Source organism: Kitasatospora sp. NPDC001119, from assembly GCF_053598475.1.
In genome coordinates, this window is record NZ_JBSFKI010000022.1 from 156,469 (window position 1) to 180,170 (window position 23,702).

At 72.9% G+C, this 23,702-nt stretch carries 18 protein-coding genes; 9 read left to right on the top strand and 9 right to left on the bottom strand.

Translation table 11 applies throughout. The annotated features are described in order from the left end of the window. Positions 1–12 precede the first annotated feature (12 nt). The 7 genes from nuoL (at position 13) to ACWDD9_RS26460 (ending at position 10,769) form a co-directional block, all read left to right on the top strand. Positions 13–1,908 (top strand): NADH-quinone oxidoreductase subunit L, encoded by a 1,896-nt coding sequence (gene nuoL / locus ACWDD9_RS26430; RefSeq protein WP_449812834.1) that lies wholly within the window; start codon positions 13–15, stop codon positions 1,906–1,908. A gap of 112 nt (positions 1,909–2,020) precedes the next feature. Continuing rightward, a complete protein-coding gene (locus ACWDD9_RS26435) occupies positions 2,021–3,640 on the top strand; it encodes an NADH-quinone oxidoreductase subunit M (RefSeq protein WP_449812835.1) in 1,620 nt (539 codons plus the stop codon). Further along, entirely contained in the window at positions 3,637–5,274 is a 1,638-nt protein-coding gene (nuoN, locus tag ACWDD9_RS26440; protein WP_049652549.1) for an NADH-quinone oxidoreductase subunit NuoN, read from the top strand. The genes ACWDD9_RS26435 and nuoN overlap by 4 nt, the downstream gene beginning before the upstream one ends. A gap of 312 nt (positions 5,275–5,586) precedes the next feature. Beyond that, positions 5,587–6,597 (top strand): polyprenyl synthetase family protein, encoded by a 1,011-nt coding sequence (locus ACWDD9_RS26445; RefSeq protein ID WP_049652569.1) that lies wholly within the window; start codon positions 5,587–5,589, stop codon positions 6,595–6,597. 182 nt (positions 6,598–6,779) lie between these two features. Further along, the gene (locus tag ACWDD9_RS26450; RefSeq protein WP_049652547.1) at positions 6,780–7,442 is read left to right on the top strand and encodes a response regulator transcription factor; all 663 of its coding nucleotides are present in this window, start codon (positions 6,780–6,782) and stop codon (positions 7,440–7,442) included. Positions 7,443–7,719: 277 nt separating this feature from the next. Further along, positions 7,720–9,717, top strand: coding sequence for a 2-oxoacid:acceptor oxidoreductase subunit alpha (locus ACWDD9_RS26455; RefSeq protein WP_449812836.1), 1,998 nt, complete (start codon positions 7,720–7,722; stop codon positions 9,715–9,717). Continuing rightward, positions 9,714–10,769, top strand: a complete 1,056-nt coding sequence (locus ACWDD9_RS26460; protein ID WP_449812837.1) for a 2-oxoacid:ferredoxin oxidoreductase subunit beta — start codon at positions 9,714–9,716, stop codon at positions 10,767–10,769. Before ACWDD9_RS26455 ends, ACWDD9_RS26460 begins: the two co-directional genes overlap by 4 nt. 75 nt (positions 10,770–10,844) lie before the next feature. Here the strand turns inward: ACWDD9_RS26460 and ACWDD9_RS26465 are convergent, their stop codons facing one another. From ACWDD9_RS26465 to ACWDD9_RS26475, 3 genes are all read right to left on the bottom strand, one after another. Then, positions 10,845–11,234, bottom strand: a complete 390-nt coding sequence (locus tag ACWDD9_RS26465) for a VOC family protein (protein WP_449812838.1) — start codon at positions 11,232–11,234, stop codon at positions 10,845–10,847. A 179-nt stretch (positions 11,235–11,413) separates the two neighbouring features. Continuing rightward, positions 11,414–13,048, bottom strand: coding sequence for an LCP family protein (locus ACWDD9_RS26470; RefSeq protein WP_449812839.1), 1,635 nt, complete (start codon positions 13,046–13,048; stop codon positions 11,414–11,416). Continuing rightward, positions 13,041–13,499, bottom strand: coding sequence for a DUF6542 domain-containing protein (locus tag ACWDD9_RS26475; protein ID WP_049656675.1), 459 nt, complete (start codon positions 13,497–13,499; stop codon positions 13,041–13,043). Before ACWDD9_RS26475 ends, ACWDD9_RS26470 begins: the two co-directional genes overlap by 8 nt. A 325-nt stretch (positions 13,500–13,824) precedes the next feature. On the opposite strand from ACWDD9_RS26475, the gene ACWDD9_RS26480 reads away from it, so the two are divergent. Beyond that, positions 13,825–14,490, top strand: coding sequence for a TetR/AcrR family transcriptional regulator (locus tag ACWDD9_RS26480; RefSeq protein WP_049656674.1), 666 nt, complete (start codon positions 13,825–13,827; stop codon positions 14,488–14,490). Positions 14,491–14,543: 53 nt separating this feature from the next. Here the strand turns inward: ACWDD9_RS26480 and ACWDD9_RS26485 are convergent, their stop codons facing one another. From ACWDD9_RS26485 to ACWDD9_RS26505, 5 genes are all read right to left on the bottom strand, one after another. Then, complete coding sequence (locus tag ACWDD9_RS26485) at positions 14,544–15,251, bottom strand: hypothetical protein (RefSeq protein ID WP_449812840.1); 708 nt, start codon at positions 15,249–15,251, stop codon at positions 14,544–14,546. Between the two features lie 280 nt (positions 15,252–15,531). Further along, complete coding sequence (locus ACWDD9_RS26490) at positions 15,532–16,098, bottom strand: RICIN domain-containing protein (protein ID WP_074005532.1); 567 nt, start codon at positions 16,096–16,098, stop codon at positions 15,532–15,534. A gap of 35 nt (positions 16,099–16,133) precedes the next feature. Then, positions 16,134–16,994: a peptidoglycan-binding protein gene (locus tag ACWDD9_RS26495; RefSeq protein WP_449812841.1), complete on the bottom strand. Its 861-nt coding sequence runs from the start codon at positions 16,992–16,994 to the stop codon at positions 16,134–16,136. 42 nt (positions 16,995–17,036) lie between these two features. Further along, the gene (locus ACWDD9_RS26500) at positions 17,037–17,945 is read right to left on the bottom strand and encodes a CAP domain-containing protein (RefSeq protein WP_449812842.1); all 909 of its coding nucleotides are present in this window, start codon (positions 17,943–17,945) and stop codon (positions 17,037–17,039) included. Positions 17,946–18,078: 133 nt separating this feature from the next. After that, positions 18,079–21,012 (bottom strand): AfsR/SARP family transcriptional regulator, encoded by a 2,934-nt coding sequence (locus ACWDD9_RS26505; protein WP_449812843.1) that lies wholly within the window; start codon positions 21,010–21,012, stop codon positions 18,079–18,081. A gap of 153 nt (positions 21,013–21,165) precedes the next feature. On the opposite strand from ACWDD9_RS26505, the gene ACWDD9_RS26510 reads away from it, so the two are divergent. Further along, entirely contained in the window at positions 21,166–22,608 is a 1,443-nt protein-coding gene (locus ACWDD9_RS26510; RefSeq protein WP_449812844.1) for a BTAD domain-containing putative transcriptional regulator, read from the top strand. A gap of 47 nt (positions 22,609–22,655) precedes the next feature. On the opposite strand, the gene ACWDD9_RS26515 is transcribed toward ACWDD9_RS26510, so the two are convergent. After that, positions 22,656–23,150: a hypothetical protein gene (locus tag ACWDD9_RS26515; RefSeq protein ID WP_049661190.1), complete on the bottom strand. Its 495-nt coding sequence runs from the start codon at positions 23,148–23,150 to the stop codon at positions 22,656–22,658. Positions 23,151–23,702 lie beyond the last annotated feature (552 nt).

The window sequence follows — 23,702 nt, forward strand, 5'->3', positions numbered from 1 at the left end:
GGAGGGCCCTCGGTGAAATCTCTCATTCCGCTGCTGGTGGCGGCTCCACTGGCGGGCGCCGCCCTGCTGCTGCTCGGCGGCCGGGCGCTGGACCGCTTCGGCCACTGGCTGGCCACCGCGCTCGCGGCGCTCTCGTTCGGCTTCGGCCTGGCCCTGTTCTCGGACATGCTCGGCCGTGACGCCGAGCACCGGGCGGTCACCCGGCACCTGTTCAGCTGGATCCCGGTGAACGGCTTCCAGGCCGATATCTCCTTCCGGCTCGACCAGCTGTCGATGACCTTCGTCCTGCTGATCACCGGTGTCGGCACGCTGATCCACCTCTACTCGGTCGGCTACATGGCGCACGACGAGCGCCGCCGCCGCTTCTTCGCGTACCTGAACCTGTTCCTGGCCGCCATGCTGCTGCTGGTGGTCGCGGACAACTACCTGCTGCTGTACTTCGGCTGGGAGGGCGTGGGCCTGGCCTCGTACCTCCTGATCGGCTTCTGGCAGCACAAGCCGAGTGCGGCGACGGCGGCGAAGAAGGCCTTCATCGTCAACCGGGTCGGCGACATGGGCCTGTCCATCGCGATCATGCTGATGTTCGCCGAGTTCGGCTCCTTCGCCTTCGACCCGGTCTTCGGCGGTGCCCACCAGGCGAGCGAGGGCAAGCTGACGGCGATCGGCCTGATGCTGCTGCTGGCGGCCTGCGGCAAGTCGGCGCAGGTGCCGCTGCAGTCCTGGCTCGGGGACGCGATGGAGGGCCCGACCCCGGTGTCGGCGCTGATCCACGCGGCCACCATGGTGACCGCGGGCGTCTACCTGATCACCCGCTCCTCGGCGGTCTTCGACCTGGCGCCGGACGCGCAGACCGCCGTGGTGGTGGTCGGCGCGGTCACGCTGCTGTTCGGTGCGATCGTCGGTTGCGCCAAGGACGACATCAAGAAGGCGCTGGCCGGCTCGACGATGTCGCAGATCGGCTACATGGTGCTGGCGGCCGGGCTCGGCCCGATCGGCTACGCCTTCGCGATCATGCACCTGGTGACCCACGGCTTCTTCAAGGCCGGGCTGTTCCTCGGCGCCGGGTCGGTCATGCACGGCATGAACGACGAGGTGAACATGCGTCACTACGGCGGCCTGCGGAAGTACATGCCGGTCACCTTCGTCACCTTCGGCCTCGGCTACCTGGCGATCATCGGCTTCCCGGGCCTGTCCGGCTTCTTCTCCAAGGACAAGATCATCGAGGCGGCCTTCGCCAAGGGCGGCGCCGAGGGCTGGATCCTCGGGGGGTGCGCGCTGGTCGGCGCGGCGGTCACCGCGTTCTACATGACCAGGGTCATGGTGCTGACCTTCTTCGGCGAGAAGCGCTGGCAGCCGGACGCGGAGGGCAACGCCCCGCACCCGCACGAGTCGCCGCGGACGATGACCGTCCCGATGGTCCTGCTGGCCTTCGGCTCGGTCTTCGCGGGCGGACTGTTCGCCTTCAACGACTCCTTCCTGAAGTGGCTGGAGCCGGTCACCGGGCACGAGGAGGGCAACTCCCCGCTCGCCCCGCTGACCGTCACCCTGCTGACCACGGCCTGCATGCTGGCCGGCGTCGGCCTCGCGTACCTGGTGTACGGGCGCTCGCCGGTCCCGGTGGTGCCGCCGGTCGGCTCCCCGCTCACCCGGGCGGCCCGCCGCGACCTGTTGCAGGACGACTTCAACCACGCGGTGCTGGTGCGGCCGGGCTCGGCGCTCGCCGCGGCGCTGGTCTTCTTCGACAGCCGCGGCCTGGACGGCGTGGTCAACGGCCTGGCCGCCGGGATCGGCGGGCTCTCCGGCCGGCTGCGGCGGGTCCAGAACGGCTACGTCCGCTCGTACGCGCTCTCCATGTTCGGCGGCACGCTGGTGCTGGTCGCCATGACTCTCCTGATGAGGTCCACGTGATGACTCGTCCTGATATCCGTTGGGGGGCCAGGCCTATGAGCGAGCGCAGCGAGCTCGTCATCAAGAGGCGCGTGTGGGCGAATGCCCCTGCCGAGCGCAGCGAGGTGGGCGCATGAGCTTTCTGTTGACCGCCACCTGCGCCGTCCCGGCGGCCGGCGCGGTGCTGACGGCCGCGCTGCCCGCCGGGTCCTCCGAGAGCCGGCGCAGGACCACCAAGGCCGTCGCGCTGGGCGCCTCGGCCGTCACCCTGGTGCTGGCCGCCGTGGTGGCGGCCCGGTTCGACCCGCACGGCGCCCGCTTCCAGCTGAACGAGTCGTACAGCTGGATCCGCTCCTTCGGCATCACCTTCTCGCTCGGCGTGGATGGCATCGGCGCGGTGCTCGCCCTGCTCACCGCCGTGCTCGTGCCGCTGGTGATCCTCGCCTCCTGGCACGACGCCGACCCGGCGCCGGCCGGGCCGGACGGCACCTTCGAGAACAAGCGCCGCACCCAGGCCTTCTTCGCCCTGATCCTGGCGGTGGAGGCGATGGTGGTCGTCTCCTTCTACGCCACCGACGTCTTCGTGTTCTACGTGTTCTTCGAAGCCATGCTGATCCCGATGTACTTCCTGATCGGCGGCTTCGGAGACCGGGCGGGCGGCCCGGAGTCGGCGCGTCAGCGCTCCTACGCGGCCGTGAAGTTCCTGCTCTACAACCTGCTCGGCGGCCTGGTGATGCTGGCCGCCGTGATCGGCCTGTACGTGACGGCGCAGGACCAGGGCTTCGGCACCTTCGACCTGCCGACGCTGACCTCGGCGATCGCCGACGGCCGGCTCCAGCTGACCGGCACCGCCGAGAAGGCGCTGTTCCTGGGCTTCTTCTTCGCCTTCGCGGTGAAGGCCCCGCTCTGGCCGCTGCACACCTGGCTGCCGAACGCGATGGGCGAGTCCACGGCCGGCACCGCGGTGCTGATCACCGCGGTGGTGGACAAGGTCGGCACCTTCGCGATGCTGCGCTTCTGCCTCGGGCTGTTCCCGAACGCCTCGAAGACCTTCGCCCCGGCGATCCTGGTCCTGGCGCTGATCGGGATCGTCTACGGCGCGCTGCTGGCGATCGGCCAGAAGGACATCAAGCGGCTGGTGGCGTACGCCTCGATCTCGCACTTCGGCTTCATCATCATGGGCGTCTTCGCCCTGACCAGCCAGGGCCAGAGCGGCGCGACCCTCTACATGGTGAACCACGGCCTGTCCACGGCGGCGTGGATGCTGGTGGCCGGCTTCCTGATCTCCCGTCGCGGCTCGCGGCTGATCGCCGACTACGGCGGCGTGCAGAAGGTCGCCCCGGTGCTGGCCGGGACGTTCCTGATCGGCAGCCTGGCCACCCTGTCGCTGCCCGGGCTGGCCCCGTTCGTCAGCGAGTTCCTGGTCCTGGTGGGCACCTTCACCCGCTACCCGGCGATCGGGATCGTGGCCACCTTCGGCATCGTGCTGGCCGCGCTGTACGCCCTGCTGCTGTACCAGCGCACCATGACCGGCCCGGTGAAGGACGGGGTGCGCACGATGCCCGACCTCAAGGCCCGCGAACTCGCCGTGGTAGGCCCGCTGGTGGCGCTGACCATCCTGCTCGGCGTCTACCCGACGCCGCTCACCGACCTGGTCAACCCCTCGGTGAACGCGACGCTCTCGCAGGTCCACCAGACCGACCCGGCGCCGGCCCACCCGGTCGCCGCCACCTCAGGAGGTGAGCAGAAGTGAGTGCCACCGCAGTGCTCGCCGCCGCCGGCGGCAACACCCCCAGCATCCCGGCGCCGCACATCGAGTACGGCCAGCTCTCCCCGATGCTCGTGGTGTTCGCGGCCGCCGTGGCCGGCGTCCTGGTGGAGGCCTTCGTGCCCCGCCGGTACCGGCACTGGACCCAGGTGACGCTCGCCCTGGCCGGGCTGGTCGGCGCCTTCGTCGCCGTGGTGGTGCTGGCCGTGCAGAGCCACGGCTTCACCCGGATCGACCTGCTGGCCATGGAGTCCGTCGCGATGGACGGCCCGGCGCTGTTCCTCCAGGGCGTGATCCTGCTGGCCTCCGTGGTCGCGGTGCTCACCTACGCCGAGCGGAGGCTGGAGCCCAAGGCCGGCGGCCTGCCCGCCGACGCCTTCGCCGCCCAGGCCGCCGCGACCCCCGGCGGCGAGCAGGAGCGGGCCGCGGTCCGGGCCGGCTTCGCCACCAGCGAGGTCTTCCCGCTCACCATGTTCGCGGTCGGCGGCATGCTGCTGTTCCCCGCCGCCAACGACCTGCTGACCATGTTCGTGGCGCTGGAGGTCTTCTCGCTGCCGCTGTACCTGCTGTGCGCGCTGGCCCGGCGCCGCCGGCTGCTCTCCCAGGAGGCGGCGGTCAAGTACTTCCTGCTCGGCGCCTTCGCCTCGGCGTTCTTCCTGTTCGGCACCGCGCTGCTGTACGGCTACGCGGGCAGCGTGAAGCTCGGCGACATCGGGGACGTCATCTCCGGCAAGGCGATGACCACCCCCGCGCAGCTGAGCACCACCCAGAGCGACGCGCTGGTGCTGACCGGACTGGCGATGCTGGCGGTCGGCCTGCTGTTCAAGGTCGCCGCGGTGCCCTTCCACTCCTGGACCCCGGACGTCTACCAGGGCGCGCCGACCCCGGTGACCGGCTTCATGGCGGCGGCCACCAAGGTCGCGGCCTTCGGGGCCTTCCTGCGGCTGTTCTACGTGGCCTTCCCGGGCCTGCGGCTGGACTGGCGGCCGGTGATGTGGGGCGTCGCGATCCTCACCATGGTGGTGGGCGCGGTGCTCGCGGTGACCCAGCAGGACGTCAAGCGCCTGCTGGCGTACTCCTCGATCGCGCACGCGGGGTTCATCCTGACCGGCGTGATCGCCGTCAACAAGCAGGGCATCTCCTCGGTGCTGTTCTACCTGCTGGCGTACTCCTTCGTGACGCTCGGCGCGTTCGCGGTGGTGACGCTGGTGCGCGACTCCAAGGGCGAGGCGACCCACCTGTCCAGCTGGGCCGGGCTCGGGCGGCGCTCGCCGCTGGTGGCGGCGGTGTTCGCGCTGTTCCTGCTGGCCTTCGCCGGGATTCCGCTGACCTCCGGGTTCACCGGGAAGTTCGCGGTGTTCCAGGCCGCGGCCAGCGGCGGGGCGACCCCGCTGGTGGTGGTCGGTGTGCTGAGCTCGGCGGTGGCCGCGTTCTTCTACATCCGGGTCATCGTGCTGATGTTCTTCTCGGACCCCCAGCCGGGGGGCCCCACGGTGGCGGTCCCGAGCGCCTTCACGGCGACCGCGATCGGGGTGGGGGTGCTGGTCACGCTGGGTCTCGGACTGCTGCCGCAGTACTTCCTCGACCTCGCCTCCAAGGCCTCGCTGTTCGTGCGCTGACCTTTACGTCCACCGCCTCCGACCAGGGCCCCGTCCGGGCCGCGCTCAGCCCGCGCGGCCCGGACGGGTCTGTGTCGGGTGCCGGGGCCGGGGGAGTTCCGGGGGCTCTCCCACCTTTATTACCAGCCGAATTCGCCCCCCACCGCCGTCCGGCCCGCGCAGCCGCCCTGACCAGGGCATCAAGCCCGATCATGACAGGATCCGCACGCCCGTGCAGTGATCCACTCGCGACCGGATACCCTGCCTGTATGGCCAGCGGCGGCACTCAGGGACCAGGCCGCTAGATCGACCAGGGACAGAGGAGTGGTCTTCGTGACCGTCGTGGAACCCTTCGGGCTCAGCGTGCAGGACCGCGACCTGACCCGGGACGTCCAGGCCGGACTGGACGCTGTGGAGGCGGCGCTCGGTGAGGCCGTCAAGAGCGACGTCCCCTTCATCACCGTCACCGCCAGTCACCTCCTCGAGGCCGGCGGCAAGCGCTTCCGCCCGCTGCTCCTGCTGCTGGCCGCCCAGTTCGGCGACCCGGGGGCGCCCGGCGTGGTGCCCGCCGCCGTGGTGGTCGAACTGACCCACCTGGCCACGCTCTACCACGACGACGTCATGGACGAGGCGCCGGTGCGCCGGGGCGCCCCGAGCGCCAACTCCCGCTGGGACAACTCGGTCGCCATCCTCACCGGCGACTTCCTGTTCTCCCGCGCCTCCCAGGTGCTCTCCGACCTCGGCCCGGAGGCCGTGCGGATGCAGGCCGAGGCCTTCGAGCGGCTGGTCACCGGCCAGATCCTGGAGACCCGCGGCCCGGGCCAGGACATGGACCCGCTGCTGCACTACCTGGACGTCCTGGAGGGCAAGACCGGCTCGCTGATCGCCGTCTCCTGCCGGATAGGAGCGCTGATGGCCGGTGCCGAGCGCGAGCTGGTGGACACCCTCGGCGAGTTCGGCGAGCGGATCGGCATCGCCTTCCAGCTGGCCGACGACGTGCTCGACATCGCCAGCGACGGCCACGAGTCCGGCAAGACCCCCGGCACCGACCTGCGCGAGGGCGTGCCGACCCTGCCGACCCTGCTGCTGCAGCAGATGCCCGCCGACCCGGCCGACCCGGACGACGCCCGGCTGCGCGAACTGCTCGACCAGGACCTCTCCGACGACGACCTGCACGCCGAGGCGCTGCGCCTGCTGCGCGCCCACCCCGCGCTGGAGCGCGCCCGCGCCGAGACCCTGCGCCGGGCCGAGGAGGCCCGGGCGCTGCTCGCGCCGCTGCCGGACTGCGCCGCGAAGGCCGCCCTGGAGGGCCTCTGCGACGCGGTGGCGATCCGCACGATGTGAGGCCCCGCTCCGGGTAGGGCCCCGCTCCGGGTGAGGCCCCGCACGATGCGGGACCCCGCTCCGGGCGGGACCGCCGGGAGCCGTCCGGGCCGGGCCGAGAGGTGGCCCGTCCCGGACCCTCCGCCCGCCCCGGGATGGGGGAGACTGACTTCCGTCAGCACACGCCTGCCCGGAAGGTCGTTATGCGTCGCGTCGTCATCGCCGAGGACTCCGTACTGCTCAGGGAGGGACTGACCCGGCTGCTCACCGATCGCGGCCTGGAGGTCGTCGCCGGGGTCGGTGACGGAGACGCCCTGGTGAAGACCATCCACGACCTGGCGGCCGCCGACGCCCTGCCGGACGTCGTGGTCTCCGACGTGCGGATGCCCCCGAACCACACCGACGAGGGCCTGCGCGCCTGTGTGGAACTGCGCGCCCGTTACCCGCAGCTGGGTGTGCTGGTGCTGTCGCAGTTCGTGGAGGAGCGCTACGCCTCGGAGCTGCTGGCCGGCTCGACCCGGGGCGTGGGGTACCTGCTGAAGGACCGGGTCGCCGAGGTGCGCGAGTTCGCCGACGCGGTGGTCCGGGTCGCCGAGGGCGGCACCGCGCTGGACCCGGAGGTGGTGCAGCAGCTCCTCAGCCGCAGCCGCAAGGGCGACGTTCTGGCCAATCTCACGCCGCGCGAGCGCGAGGTGCTCGGGCTGATGGCGGAGGGCCGCACCAACGCCGCGGTGGCCAAGCAGCTGGTGGTCTCCGACGGCGCGGTGGAGAAGCACGTCAGCAACATCTTCCTCAAGCTGGGACTGGCTCAGAGCGCCGAGGACCACCGCCGGGTGCTGGCCGTGCTCACCTACCTCAACTCCTGACGCCCTCCGGTTCCGTCGCCCCGGCGCCCGGGGCGCGCCCCCGGGAGCGCATCTCGGCCATGCGCCCGTGAGGTGCTCGCGCCCGCCCGTCCGAGCCGGAATGATCTCCGGCGGGCGGGCGTTGACCTTCATGTGCGGTGCAGCCGCGGGCCGGTGAAATAACTGCCGTGCTTCCGGTCGCCGTCGGGTCGGCCCGCATAGGATGCGAGAGGTGCACCAGGCGGACGGGGCACGGGGCCGCGCCCGCGGTGGTGCGCCCACGAGGAGGTCCGCGGCAGTGACCAGTCAGGTCGATCAGTCAGAGGCAGTGGACGGCCCGGACGGCGACGAGGCCCGCGCCGGGAGCGGAGACGCGCACGCGGGTGCGGACGCGTCCGCCGGACCGCCCGGCCCGGGCGGCCCTCCGGTGAAGCCGGGCAAGCCCATCCGCAGACTCGATCGGGTGATCATTCGCTTCGCCGGCGACTCCGGTGACGGCATGCAGCTGACCGGTGACCGTTTCACCTCGGAGACGGCGTCCTTCGGCAACGACCTGTCCACGCTGCCGAACTTCCCGGCCGAGATCCGGGCGCCCGCCGGCACCCTGCCGGGCGTCTCGTCCTTCCAACTGCACTTCGCGGACCACGACATCCTGACCCCGGGCGACGCCCCGAACGTGCTGGTCGCGATGAACCCGGCCGCGCTGAAGGCGAACGTGCCGGACCTGCCGCGCGGTGCCGAGATCATCGTCAACACCGACGAGTTCACCAAGCGGGCGCTGGCCAAGGTCGGTTACCCGGCGGACCCGCTGGGCGACGGCTCGCTGGACGGCTTCCACCTGCACAAGGTGCCGCTGACCACGCTGACCCTGGAGGCGCTCAAGGACAGCGGCCTGGCCCGCAAGGACGCCGAGCGGGCGAAGAACATGTTCGCCCTGGGCCTGCTGTCCTGGATGTACCACCGGCCCACGCACGGGACGGAGTCGTTCCTGCGCACCAAGTTCGCCAAGAAGCCGCAGATCGCCGAGGCGAACATCACCGCCTTCCGGGCGGGCTGGAACTTCGGCGAGACCACCGAGTCCTTCGCCGTCTCCTACGAGGTGCCGCCGGCCAGGCTCCCGGCCGGGCGCTACCGCAACATCTCCGGCAACCTGGCGCTGTCCTACGGGCTGATCGCCGCCTCGCGGCGCTCCGGCCTCCCGCTGTATCTGGGCTCGTACCCGATCACCCCGGCCTCGGACATCCTGCACGAGCTGAGCCGGCACAAGGACTTCGGGGTGCGCACCTTCCAGGCGGAGGACGAGATCGCCGGTGTCGGCGCGGCGCTCGGCGCCGCCTTCGGCGGGGCGCTCGGGGTGACCACCACCTCCGGGCCGGGTGTCGCGCTGAAGTCCGAGACGATCGGCCTGGCCGTCTCGCTCGAACTGCCGCTGCTGGTCGTGGACATCCAGCGCGGCGGCCCGTCCACCGGCCTGCCGACCAAGACCGAGCAGGCGGACCTGCTGCAGGCGATGTTCGGGCGCAACGGCGAGGCGCCGGTGCCGATCGTCGCCCCGGCCACGCCCGCGGAGTGCTTCGACGCGGCGCTGGAGGCGGCCCGGATCGCGGTCACCTACCGCACCCCGGTGTTCCTGCTCTCGGACGGCTACCTGGCCAACGGATCGGAGCCCTGGCGGATCCCCGAGGTCGACGAACTGCTGGAGATCGACCCGGAGTTCGCCACCGGCCCGAACCGCGAGGACGGCGCCTTCTGGCCGTACCTGCGCGATCCGCGGACCCTGGCCAGGCCCTGGGCGCTGCCCGGTACGCCCGGCCTGGAGCACCGGATCGGCGGCATCGAGAAGCAGGACGGCACCGGCAACATCTCCTACGACCCGGCCAACCACGACTTCATGGTCCGCACCCGGCAGGCCAAGGTCGACGGCATCACGGTGAAGCCGGTCGAGGTGGACGACCCGAGCGGCGACGCCCGGGTGCTGGTGCTCGGCTGGGGCTCGACGTACGGGCCGATCACCGCCGCGGTGCGCCGGGTGCGCGCGGACGGCGGCGAGGTCGCCCAGGCGCACCTGCGCAACCTCAACCCGTTCCCGGCCAACCTGGGCTCGGTGCTGCGGAGTTACGAGAAGATCATCGTTCCCGAGATGAACCTGGGGCAGCTGGCCCTGCTGCTGCGGGCGAAGTACCTGGTGGACGCCGAGTCCTACAACCAGGTGCGCGGACTGCCCTTCAAGGCGGCCCAGTTGGCGGACGTGCTGTGGGCCGCGATCGGCACCCTGGACGAGGAGGACCACCGATGAGCGAGAGCGGCTTCCCGTCCCTGCGACTGGTGCCCAAGGCCGAAGGCCCGCAGAGCGCCCGGGACTTCAAGACCGACCAGGAGGTGCGCTGGTGCCCGGGCTGCGGGGACTACGCGATCCTGGCGGCGGTGCAGTCCTTCATGCCGGAGCTGGGCATCAAGCGGGAGAACACGGTCTTCGTCTCCGGCATCGGCTGCTCCTCGCGCTTCCCGTACTACATGAACACCTACGGGGTGCACTCGATCCACGGCCGGGCGCCGGCGATCGCGACCGGGCTGGCCACCTCGCGCCAGGACCTGAGCGTCTGGGTGGTGACGGGTGACGGCGACGCGCTGTCGATCGGCGGCAACCACCTGATCCACGCCCTGCGGCGGAACGTCAATTTGAAGATCCTGTTGTTCAACAACCGTATCTACGGCCTCACCAAGGGCCAGTACTCGCCCACCAGCGAGCTCGGCAAGATCACCAAGTCCACCCCGATGGGCTCGCTGGACGCGCCGTTCAACCCGCTGTCGCTGGCGATCGGAGCCGAGGCCACCTTCGTCGCGCGCACCATCGACTCGGACCGCCAGCACCTCCAGTCGGTGCTGCGGGCGGCCGCCGAGCACCAGGGCACGGCGCTGGTGGAGATCTACCAGAACTGCAACATCTTCAACGACGGCGCCTTCGAGGTGCTGAAGGACCCGGGCAGCCGGGACGAGGCGCTGATCCGGCTGGAGCACGGGAAGGCCGCCCGCTTCGGCGCGGACCTGGCGAACGGCGTCTTCCGGGGCCCGGACGGCGAGCTGTTCACCGCCCCGGTCACGGCGGACAACGAGGCGGACGTCCTGGTCCACGACGCGCACGCGACCAGCCCCGCCACCGCCTTCGCGCTCTCCCGGATCGCCGACGCGGACACCCTGCACCACACGCCGATCGGCGTGCTGCGCAGCGTCGAACGGCCGGTCTACGACGAGCTGATGGCGAGCCAGCTGGCCACCGCCACCGACGGGCGCGGCCCGGGCGACCTGGCCACGCTGCTCGCCGGCAACGACACCTGGACGGTGGACTGACCGTCCGACCGTCCCGTCGGAGCGAGCGGCGCCCCCTGTCCCGACCGGGACAGGGGGCGCCGTCGTCGCCCGCTCCTACTGCTCCTGCCGCTCGGCCCACTCGACCAGTTCGACGACCACCCCGTTCGGGTCTACGACCTGGAAGAGCTTCTCGCCCCACGGCTCCTCGCGCAGCGGCAGGGTGATCACGACCCCCTCCTCGCGCAGCCGCCGCTCCTCGGCGGCGATGTCCTCGACGACGAACGCCAGGATCACGCCGTCCGCGATCCGGTGGCGCTGGTCCTCGGGCAGGACTTCGAGGCCGCGCCGCAGGTAGACGACATTGACCCCGCCGCCCGGGTGCGCGAGCGAGACGAAGCCGTCGGCCGACATCTGCTCGGTGTAGCCGAAGTGCCGCTGGAGGAAGGCGGCGGAGGTGATGACGTCCTCGACGGTCAGGGAGACGGCGGTCGTGGTGATCTGCAAGGCGGAGAACCCTCTCGTCGGCATCGCGCGGTTATCCCGTACGCAGTACACTATACATAGTACGGAGAATTGCGCCAGGGGTCTCCGCGGAATCCGGGAAGGGGCCGGAAACGACGGAGGGAGGCTCCCCGGGCGGGGGAGCCTCCCTCAGGAGGTCGGCGAGGCCGGTGCGGCGCGCGTCAGTAGACGCAGGGGATGCCGCCGTCGGACTGGGCGTCGACGGCCGGGCCCTGCATCGGCAGGTTGGCGGCCGGGTCGGCCGGGGCGCCGCCGGCGGGGGCGGCGGGCTTGTCGGCGGCGACGCCGGTGAAGCCGGTGCCGAGGGTGACGACGACGTGGTCGGCGGCGGTGGCGGCGGACGCGGTGGCGGTCACGCCGTAGCGGGTCGCGACCTGCTCGGCGGCCTCCTTGGCGCCCTTGCCGTAGGTGACGGTGGTGGTCTTCGGCCGGGTGGCGGCCGAGCCGGTGCGGCCCTCCTTGAAGCCCAGGCCGGCCAGCGCCTTGGCCTCCTCGGCGGAGGTGACCCCGGCCGCGGAGGAGGCGTTGAAGACGTCCACGGTGACCGGCCCGGCGGCGGCCGGGGGCGTGGTGGCGGCCGGCGGCGCTGCGGGGGCCTGGGTGGCGGGCGCGCCGGAGGCGGCGGCCGGGTCAGCCGGCGCGGGGGCGGCGTCGGCGTAGCCGAAGAGCTGCTTGACCACCTTCTGGACCTTCGCCGGGGTCACCAGGTTGACGTCCTGGCCGTTCTTGGTGCCGAACCCGTCGAAGGTCAGGGTGTTGAACTCGACGTTGCCGCCGGTGAGGTTGGGGGCCTGCTGGGCGAAGTCGAGCACGTTCCACTCGTTGTCGATCACCAGGTCCTTCTGCATCACCCCCATCAGCTCCTGCATCTTGCCGAGGTCGCCGATGACGCCCTTCTGCTTGAGGTTGTGCACCACCGAGGAGATGAAGGCCTGCTGGCGGTGGGTGCGGGCGAAGTCGCCGGTGTTGCCGTCCGGGCCGTCGAGGTTGTGGCGCTGGCGGACGAAGGAGAGCGCCTGGGAGGCGTTGAGTTTGTTGACGCCCTTGTGGAAGTCGGCCCCGGAGCCCTGGCCCTCGATGGCCGGGTCCTTGGTGTCGTGGGTGAGGCAGACCTCGATCGGCTGGAGGGCCTTGGCGATGTCGTAGAAGCCCATCAGGTTGACCTCGGCGATGTGGTCGATGGGCTGGTCGAGGAACTTCTGCACGGTGCGGATGGTGGCCGCGCGGCCGATGTCCCGGCCGGCCTTCTCCAGGTCGGCGCCCTTGAGGCCCTTGGCGCGCAGACCGGCGTCGGCCTTGTCCTTGGCCGCGCCGTAGGCCTCCTTGATCTTGGCCATGCCCATCTGGGAGCCGTTGGCGTCGTAGGTCATCACGTAGTCGTCGCGGGGTATCGAGACGGCCTGCACCTTGCCGCCGTTCGCCGGGATGTGCAGCAGGATCAGCGAGTTGGTGTTGTAGCCGCCGATGTCGGAGCTGTGGCCGGCGTGCAGCTCGTCCTGGACGAACTCGGGCGGGAGGTCCGTGCCGTCCATGTTCTTGCGGCTGTCCAGGCCGATCAGCAGCAGGTTGACCGAGTTGTCGAGGTGCTTGGGGGCGTCCTTCTTGGTCTCGGCGATGACGCCGGAGGTGGTCATCCCGTCGGTGAGCTGCTTGTACTCGTACCAGACCACCCCGCTGGCGGCGAACACCGCCAGGCCGACGGTGCAGGCCACCACCCGGCCCGCGACCAGGGCGGGGGAGGGGCGGCGGGGGCGGCGGGCCTCGGCGCCGCCGTCGGTCCCGGGGTTGTCAGCCATGCTGCCTCCTCCTCGCCCGGACCAGCCGGACCGCGATCACGATGACGGCCGCGGCCGCGGCCTCGGCCATCACGGGAAAGCCGTGCACCACCCACTTCGCGGCGCCGGTGGCCAGGCCCTTGCCCTGGTACCGGTCGCGGTGGGCGGTGAACTCGACGACGGCCGTCACGCCCAGGACCACCAGCGGCGAGGTGGCGAGCACCCACCACCAGCCGTTGCGGCTGCTCAGTGCCGCCGCCAGGCCGGTGCCGAGCACCGCGGCCACGGCGAAGACCAGGCCCATGCCGGGGCCGGAGAGCTCGTCGACCGCGGCGCCGGCCAGCGGTAGTCCGAGGGCGAGGGCCGCCGGCAGCGCGGGGCCGCCGGGCAGCGGGCGTATGTGCCCGGCCGGTTTGTCCGCCGCCCGTCGGCGCGTCCGCTGGTCGGCCGACCGTCCTCGCTGCCCCGCCACGCCCTCACCCCGGTGTTCCCGTGTTCCGCGCGCCATGGTGGCGCCTGCGCCGCGTGCCGTCCGTCGGTTTCGTCGGTCCGGAACTCTGTTCGTGGCGCTGCCAGTTCCGGACGCCGGTTGCCGGTCGGCCGGTTCCCGTGCGGGGGTCCGGCCACCCGTGATCGGGGGAGGCGCTTCCCAATGTCTTCTACACGGGTGTAGAAGTCGTACGCAGCATAGAGCACGTCCGTTCGGCGGGACGTCCGGGTCTTCCGTGGCCTGGATAAACTACACCGGGCAGTTTCTGAGAGGGTCGGCCGGTGCGCCGACGGAAGAGGAGAGGGCCGTGGCGACGACGGGCGGAGCGGGACGGCCGGAGAAGCGCGAGGCGATCACCCGGGCCGCGACGGTGGTGTTCGGCCGCGAGGGGTACGTCCGGGCCAGCATGGACGCGATCGCGGCCGAGGCCGGGGTGTCCAAGCGGACGGTCTACAACCACTTCGGCGACAAGGAGACCCTCTTCCTGTCGGTGGCCCTGCGGACCTCGGCGGAACTGACCGAACGCATCGACGGGCTGATGGCGACGTACCTCGGCCGGGTGGTGGACCTGCGCCGGGACCTGATCGACTTCGCCGTCGAGCGGGCCCGCGCCGTGCTGTCGGCCGGGGAGCACGGGGCGCTCGGCCGGGCGATCCGGGCCGAGGTGGCCAACATCCCGGCGGACGTCCTGGAGGCCTGGCTGGAGGCGGGCCCGGTCGCCTCCCAGCGCGCGCTCGCGCAGCACGTCGAGGCGCTCGCCGGGCGCGGGCTGCTCGCGGTCGAGGACGCCGCCCTGGCCGCCGAGCAGTTCACCCTGCTGACCTTCCACGGCGTCGCCGAGCGCTCCTTCTGGGGCGCGCTCCCGGTGGCGGACGAGGAGGTCGAGCGGATCGCGACGGCCGGCGTGGACGCCTTCCTGCGGATCCACGGCGCGCCGGAGGCGGCGGAGGCGTCCTCGGCGGCACGGGGCTGAGCCCGCCCGGGCGGGAGCGGCCGGCCGCCGCCCCCGCCCGGACCACCCGTGGATCACTTCCAGTTGAGGCCCTTGCCGAGGGTGTACGGCTCGCCCCAGTACTCGGCGCCCGCGACCTTGGAGGCCTCCGGGGACATCGCCACCGCGCAGGAGGTGGCGGACTGGCCGTTGGTGAAGCCCTTGGGCAGCGACTCGCTCTTGCACTTGGCGAAGGAGCCGATGACCATCAGCTCCTGCGCCTCGCTGCCGTCCGCCAGCAGGCCCTTCATGTGGCTGACGCTGGTGTAGGAGAGGTCGGTGCCGCTGGCGTTGGTGACCTTGTAGTGGATGTAGTACGGCACCAGGCCCTTGGCCTTGTCGCCCAGGTTCAGCGGGGCGAGGTCGGCCGGGTCGCCCTTCTCGATCGAGGTGACCGCGAGCGCGATGGTGCCCTTGGTGCTGCCCGAGCTGAACGGGACGGTGGCGGCGTCGCCGAGCTTCAGCGTGGTCCCGGCCGCCGGGGCGCTGCCGGCCGGCGCGGGTGCGGTGGCCGAACCGGACCCGGCGCCGCCCGCCGGGACGGAGGCCGAACCGGAGGCGGCCGGGGTGGTGGCCGCGGTGCTCGGCGAGGCGGCCTGGGTGGCGGGCGCACCGGTCGCCGGCGGGGTCTTGGCGGTGTCGGACGACGAGGCGTCGTCGTTGCAGGCGGTCAGGGTGAGCGCGCCGACCGCGGCCAGTGAGGCCAGGGCCAGGGCGCGACGACTGCTGCGGATGGGCTTCACGTGATGTCCCCCGTGGTAGCGGACCACCGGTGCCGGTGGTCCTCCTGAGGGACGTTCATAGCGCAGCGCGAACGAGCGGGGCCATGGCTTCGACGCGTCCTTGACACGGTCGTGACGAGTCCCTCGCGCCACCGTGACAAGGGATGCCGAGTCGTGATCAGCCGCCCGGACGGGGGCCGGCGAGGGGCCGACCGGCGTCGGCGCGGGGGGCCGTGGGGCACCCGGAGGAGACCGGGCCCGGTCCGCTCGGCCTGGAGAGCGGACCGGGCCCGGTGGTTCGTCAGCCGAGCAGCCAGCGCTGGGCCGGGGCGGCGGGGTCGCAGGAGGCCACCCCGGTGGCCTGGCCGCCGCCGTTGGAGGTGAGGCACTGCCCGGTGGCCGCGTTGCGGACCAGGTACCAGCCGTGGTCCTCGTCGGTCAGCCGCCACTTCTGGTTGGCGGGCATCCAGTCGCCGGCCGGCCGGTTGAGGCCGTCCAGTCCGCCGGGGGTGTCCCAGAGGTGGACGGCGCCCGAACCGGTGTCGAGGTCGATCACCTTGCCCTGCCCGTGCGCGATCGCCGTGGTGCCGTCGCAGTACTTCCAGAACGACCAGGTCTGCGCGGGCGACTGGTTGGCCGGCCAGACGATGATCGGCTGACCGTTGGCCTCGACGTTGTGGAAGAGGTCGAGCGCGCCGGCGCCGGAGCCGTTGTTCACGGCCGCGAAGGCTCCCACGGACGGCGACAGGTCGCAGGCGCCGGCCTGTGCCGCCTGCGCCGCCGGCGCGCCGGCCACGACCGCCCCCGCGACGGCAGTGACGGCCCCGAGCGAGGCGAGGAGCCTGCGGGTACGGGTGGTGGTTCTCATCGGGTCTCTCCTTCTGGTGTGGTGGGCGGGCCGGCTCAGCCGCGCGGGACCGCGAGCGCGGCCCACTGCTTGGGGCCGGGGACGCCGTCGGCGTCCGCGCCCGAGTCGCCGAGCTTGTGCTGCCAGTTGCGGAAGGACTCGCGGTCCGCGTCGGACCACTCGGGGCCGGGGCCCTCGGCGTAGGCGGAGCAGCCCTCGGCGACGAGGCGCTCGCCCATCCGGGTGATGACGTCGCTGTTCTGGCCGTCGTGGAAGAAGTCGGCGCCGGGGAAGGGCTCGTAGCCGTCGCCGCCGTCGCCGCCGCCGCTCGCCGGAGCGCCGCCGCCGGACGGGGCCCCGCCGTCGGGGCTGTCCTCCGCGGAGGCCTCCTGCCCGAAGTAGAGCGCCCCGGGCCGGTCCTTCCACTCCGGGTCGGCGAGGACCGCGCCCTCGGCGAAGTCCGGGATGCCGTAGCCGTAGACCCAGTCCGAGCGGCGCTCACGGGTCTTGAGGTAGACGCCGTCGCCCTCGGCGCTGCCGCCGTCGTTGGTGTTGCCCTCGACGGTGGTGATGGTGGAGCTGGTGTAGGCGATGCAGATGCCGGTGTGGCTGCCGCCACCGGGCCCGAAGAAGACCTGGCCGCCGATCACCGGGTACTCGGTGAAGCGGTCGCGCTCCTTGAACCAGGCGACGCCCTCCGCGCAGGAGGCGGTCACCGGGAAGCGCCCGGCGTTGCCGGACTGCTCGGCGCACCAGGAGACGAAGGTGGCGCACCAGGCCTCGCCCTGGGACCACTCCAGGCCGGCGACGGCGGGGGAGAACTTCTGGATGTTGTTCCAGTGCCCGCCGCTGCGACCCTCGTGGTAGCCGACCTCGTCTCGGGCGATGCGGATCAGGTCCGCCGCGTTCGAGGACATGGGTGTGGACTCCTTGTTCGTGGAAGGGTGCCGGTCGGGGTCTCAGGCCTTGCCGAAGGTCTGCACGTAGCGGCCCCAGTTGCCGCGCTGGCGGGGCGCGTAGCCGATGCCGATGTAGTTGTAGTCGGGGTTGAGGATGTTCACCCGGTGGCCCGGGCTGTTCATCCACATCTGCATCGCCTCCGGCACGCTGTTGCTCGGGGTGACGTTCTCGGCGGAGGAGCGGGAGACGAAGCCGGCGGCCGCGATGCGGTCCCAGGGGGAGCTGCCGTCGGTGCCGTTGTGCTGGGTGAGGTCGTGCGAGGCCATGTCGTTGGCGTGGCGCTGGGCGGCCGCGCTGAGGCGGTCGTCCAGGCGCACCGGCGGGGCGCCGACCCGGCCGCGCTCGGCGTTGACGGCGTTCAGCATCTCGGAGCGGAAGTCACCGCCGCCGCCACCGCCGGGCTGGGGCTGCGGCTGGGGCTGGGGCTGCTGCTGGCCGCCGCCGCTGCTGATGCCCCCGGCCGGGACGAGCTGCCAGCGCTGCGCCGGGTTGCCGTCGTCCTGCCTGGAGAGGGTGAGCGGCGAGCCGGGGGCGGCCGCGGTGAGGTAGAGCATGCCCTCGTTGGTGCGGGTGGTGCGGATGCGGACCCAGTCGTTGTCGAGGGGCTCGAAGCACCAGTGCTGGTTGGGCTGGTTGTGCTCGTTGTACAGCCAGGCCTGGCCGGTGGAGTAGTTGAAGTCCATGACCATGGCCTGGCCGCCGACGTGCTTGCCGGTGGTGAGCTGGGTCTCCAGGAGGAAGCTGCCGTTCTCCTTGGCCCAGAAGGTCCAGCCCTGGGCGGTGGTGCCGTTGGAGCCCCAGGACTGGACGGCGGTGCCGGCGGCGGTCTGGCTGGAACGGACGTCGGCGACGGTTCCGTTGGCGGACTTGATCGTCCAGGTCTGGCCGTGCTGCGGGAGCATGGGCATGGTGGCGCCTCTCGTCTGTGGTGTCGCCCCGGGCCGCAACCGCTGCGGCCCGGGGCCTGACGAGAGAGACGTTCCTGCACGGCGGTAGACGGCCGGTCAACACGCGTGGCCGGTGCTGCCGTTGATGCCGCGTCTACCGCGCCAGAAGGGCCCTGACCTGCGCCGATTCCTCGGTGAGCCCCAGCCGCTCGTACACCTCCAGGGAGTCCGTCAGACAGGCCCGGGCCTGGCTCGGGCGGCCGAGGCCGGTGAGCGCGGTGCCGAGGGTGCGCAGCAGGGCGCCCTCCAGGGCGGGGCTGGTGCGCCGGGCGAGCGGGAGGACCGCCTCGGCCGCGTCGACGGCGAGCAGCCAGCGGCCGGCCTCGGCGTGGATGCGGGCGGCGAGGTCGCCGGACGCGGCGGCGAAGACGGTGACCTGGAGGGCGGTGAACTCGTCGCGGGCGCCGACCGCGTGGTCGAGCGCCGCCTCCGGGTCGCCGCACAGCCGCAGCACCCGGGCGAGGTAGTAGCGGCCGATCGCGGCGGAGACCGGCCCCGAGTCGCGCATCAGACGGGCGCTGCGCTCGGCGGCCTCCCGGGCCTCGTCGAGCCGGCCGGTCTGGGCGCAGCTGAAGGCGAACTCGCCGAGCGCGCTGCCCTCGGAACGTCCGGCCCCCAGGCGGTGGAACAGCCCGGCGGCCCGGCCGGCGTGTTCGGCGGCCTCGGCGTAGCGGCCGTGCACGCGGGCGTTGCCGCCGAGGGTGAGCAGGGCCTTGGCGAGCACCCGGTCGGTGCCGGTGGTGGTGCAGACCTCGACGGCCCGGCGGATCTCCTCCACGGACTCGGCGTAGCGGTTGACGTGCCAGAGCATGCTGCCGCGCACGTACCGGGCGAGGGCGAGCGGGCCGTGGTCGCCGCGTGCCTCGGCCTCGCCGGCCAGGCGTTCGGCGAGGTCGGCGATGACGGTGGTCTGGGTGCGTTCGGCGAGCACCGCGCCCATCCGGTCGGCGAGTTCGACGGCGCGGTCGAGCGGCAGGGCCGGGTCGGCGCAGCTCAGGGCGATGACGGCGGCGTGCACCTCGGCCTGCTCGCGCATCCAGCGCACGGCCTCCGTGCCGTCGGCGACGGGCCGGCCGGGGTGGGGCACCGGCACGTCGAGCAGGCTGAGCTCGACCGGGTCGGGCTTGCGGGCGGCGACGTCGGCGTTGCGGGCGGTGGCGAGGCAGAAGTCGAGCAGCCGTCCGGTGGCCGCGGTGCGTTCGGCGGGGCCGTCCTCGGCGGCGAGCCGGCCGCGGGCGTAGGCGCGGACCAGGTCGTGGTAGCCGTACCGGCCGAAGCGGGGGGACTGCAGGAGGTTGAGGTCGACGAGGGTTTCGAGGAGTTCGTCGGTCTCGGCCTCGGTGCGGTCGAGCAGGACGGCGGCGCAGGGCAGCGGGATGTCGGGGGCGTCGAGCAGGGCGAGCAGCCGGAAGGCGCGGGCCAGTTCGACGTCGAGGCGGTGGTAGGAGAGCGCGAAGCTGGCCTCCACCGTCCGTTCGCCGTCGCTGAGTTCGGCCAGCCGGTGCTCCCGGCGCAGGCCCTCGGCGAGGGTGGCCAGGGTGAGTGCGGGGTCGGCGGCGAGCCGGGAGGCGACGATGCGGACGGCGAGCGGCAGCAGCCCGCAGGCCCGGACGACCTCCTCGGCGGCCCCGGGCTCGGCGGCGACGCGGTCGGCGCCGACGATCCGGGTGAGCAGTTCCAGCGCCTGCCCGGGCGGCAGGGTGTCCAGGCGCAGCTGGTGGGCTCCGGCGAGGCCGGCCAGCCGGTGGCGGCTGGTGACGAGGACGGCGCAGCCGGGCGAGCCGGGCAGCAGGGGTTCGACGTGGCCGGGGGTGGCCGCGTTGTCGAGGACGACCAGGACGCGCCGCCCGGCCAGGGCCGAGCGGTAGAGCGCGCTGCGCTCCCCGGTGTCCGGGGGGATCTCGCCGGGGGCGACGCCGAGGTCCCGCAGGAAGCCGGCGAGCACCGTGCCGGGGTCGGGCGGGGTGCGGTCGGCGCCGCGCAGGTCGGCGAAGAGCTGCCCGTCGGGGAAGCGGTCGCGGGTCCGGCGGGCCACGTGCACGGCGAGGGTGGTCTTGCCGACGCCGCCCATGCCGTCCAGGGCGGAGACCACGACGGCCCGTCCGCCGGCGCCGGCGAGGCGGTCGGTGAGGGCCTCGACCTCCTCGGTGCGGCCGGTGAAGTCGGGCAGGCCGGACGGCAGCTGGTCGGGCGCCCGCCAGGTGTCGGCGGCGCCGGGGGCGTCGGCGGCGGGCCCGGCCTGGGCGGCGCCGGCGGGCAGCAGGGCGGCGTCCTCGCGCAGGATCCGCAGCTGGAGCTCGGCGGGGGCGTCCTCGCCGGGCGGGAGCGAGGCGCGGGCGTCCTCGTACACGGCGAGCGCCTCGGCCTTGCGCCCGGCCTGGTAGAGGGCGCGCATCAGGACGGTGGTGAGCCGGGGGCGGCCGGGGTGCTCCAGGGCGAGGGCGGCGATCGCCGCGGTGAGGTCGGTGCGGTCGCCGAGGTCGGCGTCCAGCTCCAGTTCCGTCTCCTTGGCCGAGACCCGCTGTTCGGTGAGGCGGGTGCGGACGGCCTCGGCGTGCGGCCCGGGCAGTCCGGCCAGCGCCTCGCCGACCCAGAGCCGGTGGGCGCGGCGCAGCACCTCCCGCACCTCCCGCGGTGGTGCGCCCGCCTCGCGCAGCCGCTCGGCCTCGGCCAGCAGGGCCTCCCAGGCGGCGGCGTCCACCTCGCTGCCGGGCGCCCTGAACGCGTAGCCGTCGCCGACGCGCACCAGCGGCATCCGGTCCGGGTCGTCCCCGGCGTACGGCCGGAACGCGGTGCGCAGCCGGGAGACGGCGAGCTGGACGGCCTTGCGCGGGTCGGCCGGCGCGGCCCCGCCCCACACCCCCTCGACCAGCACCGGGACCGACACCGTGCGCCCGGCGGCGGCCAGCAGCACGGCGAGCACGGCCCGCTGCTGCGGCCGGCCCAACTCCAGTTCCAGCTCCCCGTACCAGGCCCGCAGCGGTCCCAGCAGTCCGAACCGCAGCCCGGAACCCCCCATGTCACCCATCTACCCGTCCCCGAAAGTCGTCCTGCGCCGGGATCCCGCCAGTTCCGTCCGGACGGTGGGCCCCCATACCCCGGCGGCCTATGCTCTGTCACAGATTGTGCACCGGATCGTGCACAGGTTGTGCACCGGATCGAGGGCTTCGAGGGGTGGGCCGTGGGGCTCGTTTTCAGCCTGCTGGGGCCGCTGCGGGCCCGACGCGACGGTCGTGAGCTCGACCTCGGCCGACCGCAGCAGCGGGCCGTGCTCGCGGCCCTGCTGGTCCCGCCGGGGCAGCTGGTGTCCACGGATCGGCTGGTCGAGGACCTGTGGGGGGCGGACGAAACCCGCTGGCCGAAGGATCCGGTCGGGCAGATCGGCACCCACGTCCACCGTCTGCGGCGGGCCCTGGGCGAGCCCGGGCTGCTGGTCGGGGCGGCGGGCGGCTACCGGCTGGAGGCGCCGCGCACGGCGGTGGACCTCTTCCGTTACGAGGCCGAGGTGGCGGAGGCCGTCGCGCTGCGTCACCAGGATCCGCTGCGGGCGCGCGAGTCGCTGGCGCGGGCGCTGGGCGCCTGGGAGGGGCACCGGGCGCTGGACGGGGTGCCCGGGGCGTTCGCCGAGCGGGTCCGGGAACGGCTGGCGGCCGGGCGGTTCGCGGCGGTGAAGACCCTGCTCGACCTGGACCTCTCGCTCGGCCGGCACACCGAGGCGCTGGAGCCGCTGGCCGGGCTGGCCGCCTCGCACCCGCAGGACGAGGAGGTGCACCGGCTGCACCTGCTGGCGCTGCACCGCTGCGGCCGGACGGCGGAGGCGCTGGCGGGGTACGAGGCGCTGCGTGAGCGGCTGGACGGGGAGCTCGGTCTCGAACCCGCCCCGGCACTGGTCGAGCTGGCCGGGCAGATCCGGCGCGGCGAGGCCCCGGTGCTGCTGCGGCGGCTGCCGAGGCCGAGCCAGCTGCCGCCGGACATCCCGGACCTGGTCGGGCGGGCGGCACAGGTGCGGGAGGCGGAGCGGGTGCTGCGGGCGGCCGGGGCGCCGGTCCTGGGGCTGTCCGGTCCGGCGGGCTGCGGCGCGTCGGCGCTGGCGGTGCACGTGGCGCACACCGTCCAGGACGCCTTCCCGGACGGTCGGCTGTACGCGGGCGGCGGCGGGGCCGGTGTGGTGCTCGCCGGCTTCCTGCGGGCGCTGGGGGACCGGCCGGCGGCGGGCGCGGACGTCGAGGAGCTCGGCGCGCGCTACCGCGGGCTGCTCGCCGGGCGCCGGGTGCTGGTCCTGCTGGACGGGGTGGCCGAGCCGGGCGTGCTGCTGCCGTCGGTGCCCGGCTGCGCGGCGGTGGTGGCGGGCGCCGAACCGGGCACCCTGCCCGACGGCGCCGTACGGCTCGCGGTGGGACCGCTGGAGCCGCACGACGCTTACGAACTGCTGGCCCGGATCGCCGGCGCGGACCGGGTCCGGCGGGAGCCGGAGGCGGTGGCCGAGGTGGCCGCGCTCTGCGGCCACCTGCCGGTCCTGCTGCGCACGGCGGCGGAGCGGCTCGCCTCCCGGCCGCAGTGGTCGGTGGCCGACCTGGTGCGGTGGCTCGCCCTGCGGGCCGACGGGCCGGGGCGGGCCCAGTAACGCCGGCTCTCCCGGTGACCCCGGCCTTCTCGGTGACCGGGGCCGGTTCAGTAGAGGTCGGAGGAGAAGAGGACTGCGCCGGGGACGGGGCCGGGGTTGGAGGAGTGGGGGATGCGCGGGATGTCGTTGCCGCCCCAGTAGACGCCGGAGGTGCCGCTGGCGGTGACGGTCAGCTTGGCGTGCGGGTGGCCGTAGGTGCCGGACGACCAGCAGGCGGCGCCGTTGGCGGAGTAGACGACGAAGTTGCCGTCGACCTGCATGACGGCCTTGTAGCCGCAGCCGACGGTGCCGCTGGCCATCTTGACCTGGGTCCCGTACTGGTAGACGACGAAGTTGCCGTCGGGCTGCATGATCATCCGGGTGGAGCCGGACTCGATGTACCAGCCCTGGTAGAGCGGCTCGTCGTCCCAGATGGAGACGTGGTCGACGGCCCGCTCGATCGCGGCCTCCGCGGTACCGGTCGACGCCACGGTCCCGGCCAGGGCGAGCGCGGTGGTGGCGGTGGCCAGGGCGATCTGCCGGAGGGTCTTCGTCGTCTTCATGTACCCGTGCCTCGTGGTTCTCTCGTGCGTTCGCGCCCGCCAGGTCCTCGGGGCGCGGTGTGGCACGAGCTTGGCGGAAGGCGGTAGACAAACGATGAACGCCGCCGTTTAACGGGGTCCGGGGGCCGGGCCGGCGGGCCGGGGCCCACGGCGGGACCAGGGGCATTTGGCTTGGGCCCGGAGTGGGAGTAGTGTCTCCTAGTCGCCTGACAGGGAGCACCGGACACGCAGCCGCGCGGACGGTCCCGGGGTGGCCAATCCTCTGAAACACCACTTCTCGGTTCGGGCCGGGTCGCTTCGTCGTTTTCGCGTCGCGGCCTGGTGCGCATTCGGTGTGCATGTTTATTGGGTTGCGGTCGGATTCGCTTTTCGGAGCGGGGATCGGCTAGAGTTTGAAACGTCGGACAGGGCGTCAAACCCCGGAAGACACCGGCGAGTTGGATGAACGAAGCCCCGGAAACGGAGCGGAAAACATCTGATAAGCTGGAAACACGAAAGAACGAAGCCCGGAGGGTCCGCTGGAAGGCGGTCCGAAGGAAGCGTCCGTTCCTT

Bases quoted from the DNA above. Each gene is read 5' to 3' on its own strand.
- ACWDD9_RS26515 (WP_049661190.1), bottom strand. From the start codon at position 23,150: ATGAAGACGACGAAGACCCTCCGGCAGATCGCCCTGGCCACCGCCACC.
- ACWDD9_RS26460 (WP_449812837.1), top strand. From the start codon at position 9,714: ATGAGCGAGAGCGGCTTCCCGTCCCTGCGACTGGTGCCCAAGGCCGAA.
- ACWDD9_RS26470 (WP_449812839.1), bottom strand. From the start codon at position 13,048: ATGGCTGACAACCCCGGGACCGACGGCGGCGCCGAGGCCCGCCGCCCC.
- ACWDD9_RS26450 (WP_049652547.1), top strand. From the start codon at position 6,780: ATGCGTCGCGTCGTCATCGCCGAGGACTCCGTACTGCTCAGGGAGGGA.
- ACWDD9_RS26505 (WP_449812843.1), bottom strand. From the start codon at position 21,012: ATGGGTGACATGGGGGGTTCCGGGCTGCGGTTCGGACTGCTGGGACCG.
- ACWDD9_RS26500 (WP_449812842.1), bottom strand. From the start codon at position 17,945: ATGCCCATGCTCCCGCAGCACGGCCAGACCTGGACGATCAAGTCCGCC.
- ACWDD9_RS26490 (WP_074005532.1), bottom strand. From the start codon at position 16,098: ATGAGAACCACCACCCGTACCCGCAGGCTCCTCGCCTCGCTCGGGGCC.
- ACWDD9_RS26435 (WP_449812835.1), top strand. From the start codon at position 2,021: ATGAGCTTTCTGTTGACCGCCACCTGCGCCGTCCCGGCGGCCGGCGCG.
- ACWDD9_RS26495 (WP_449812841.1), bottom strand. From the start codon at position 16,994: ATGTCCTCGAACGCGGCGGACCTGATCCGCATCGCCCGAGACGAGGTC.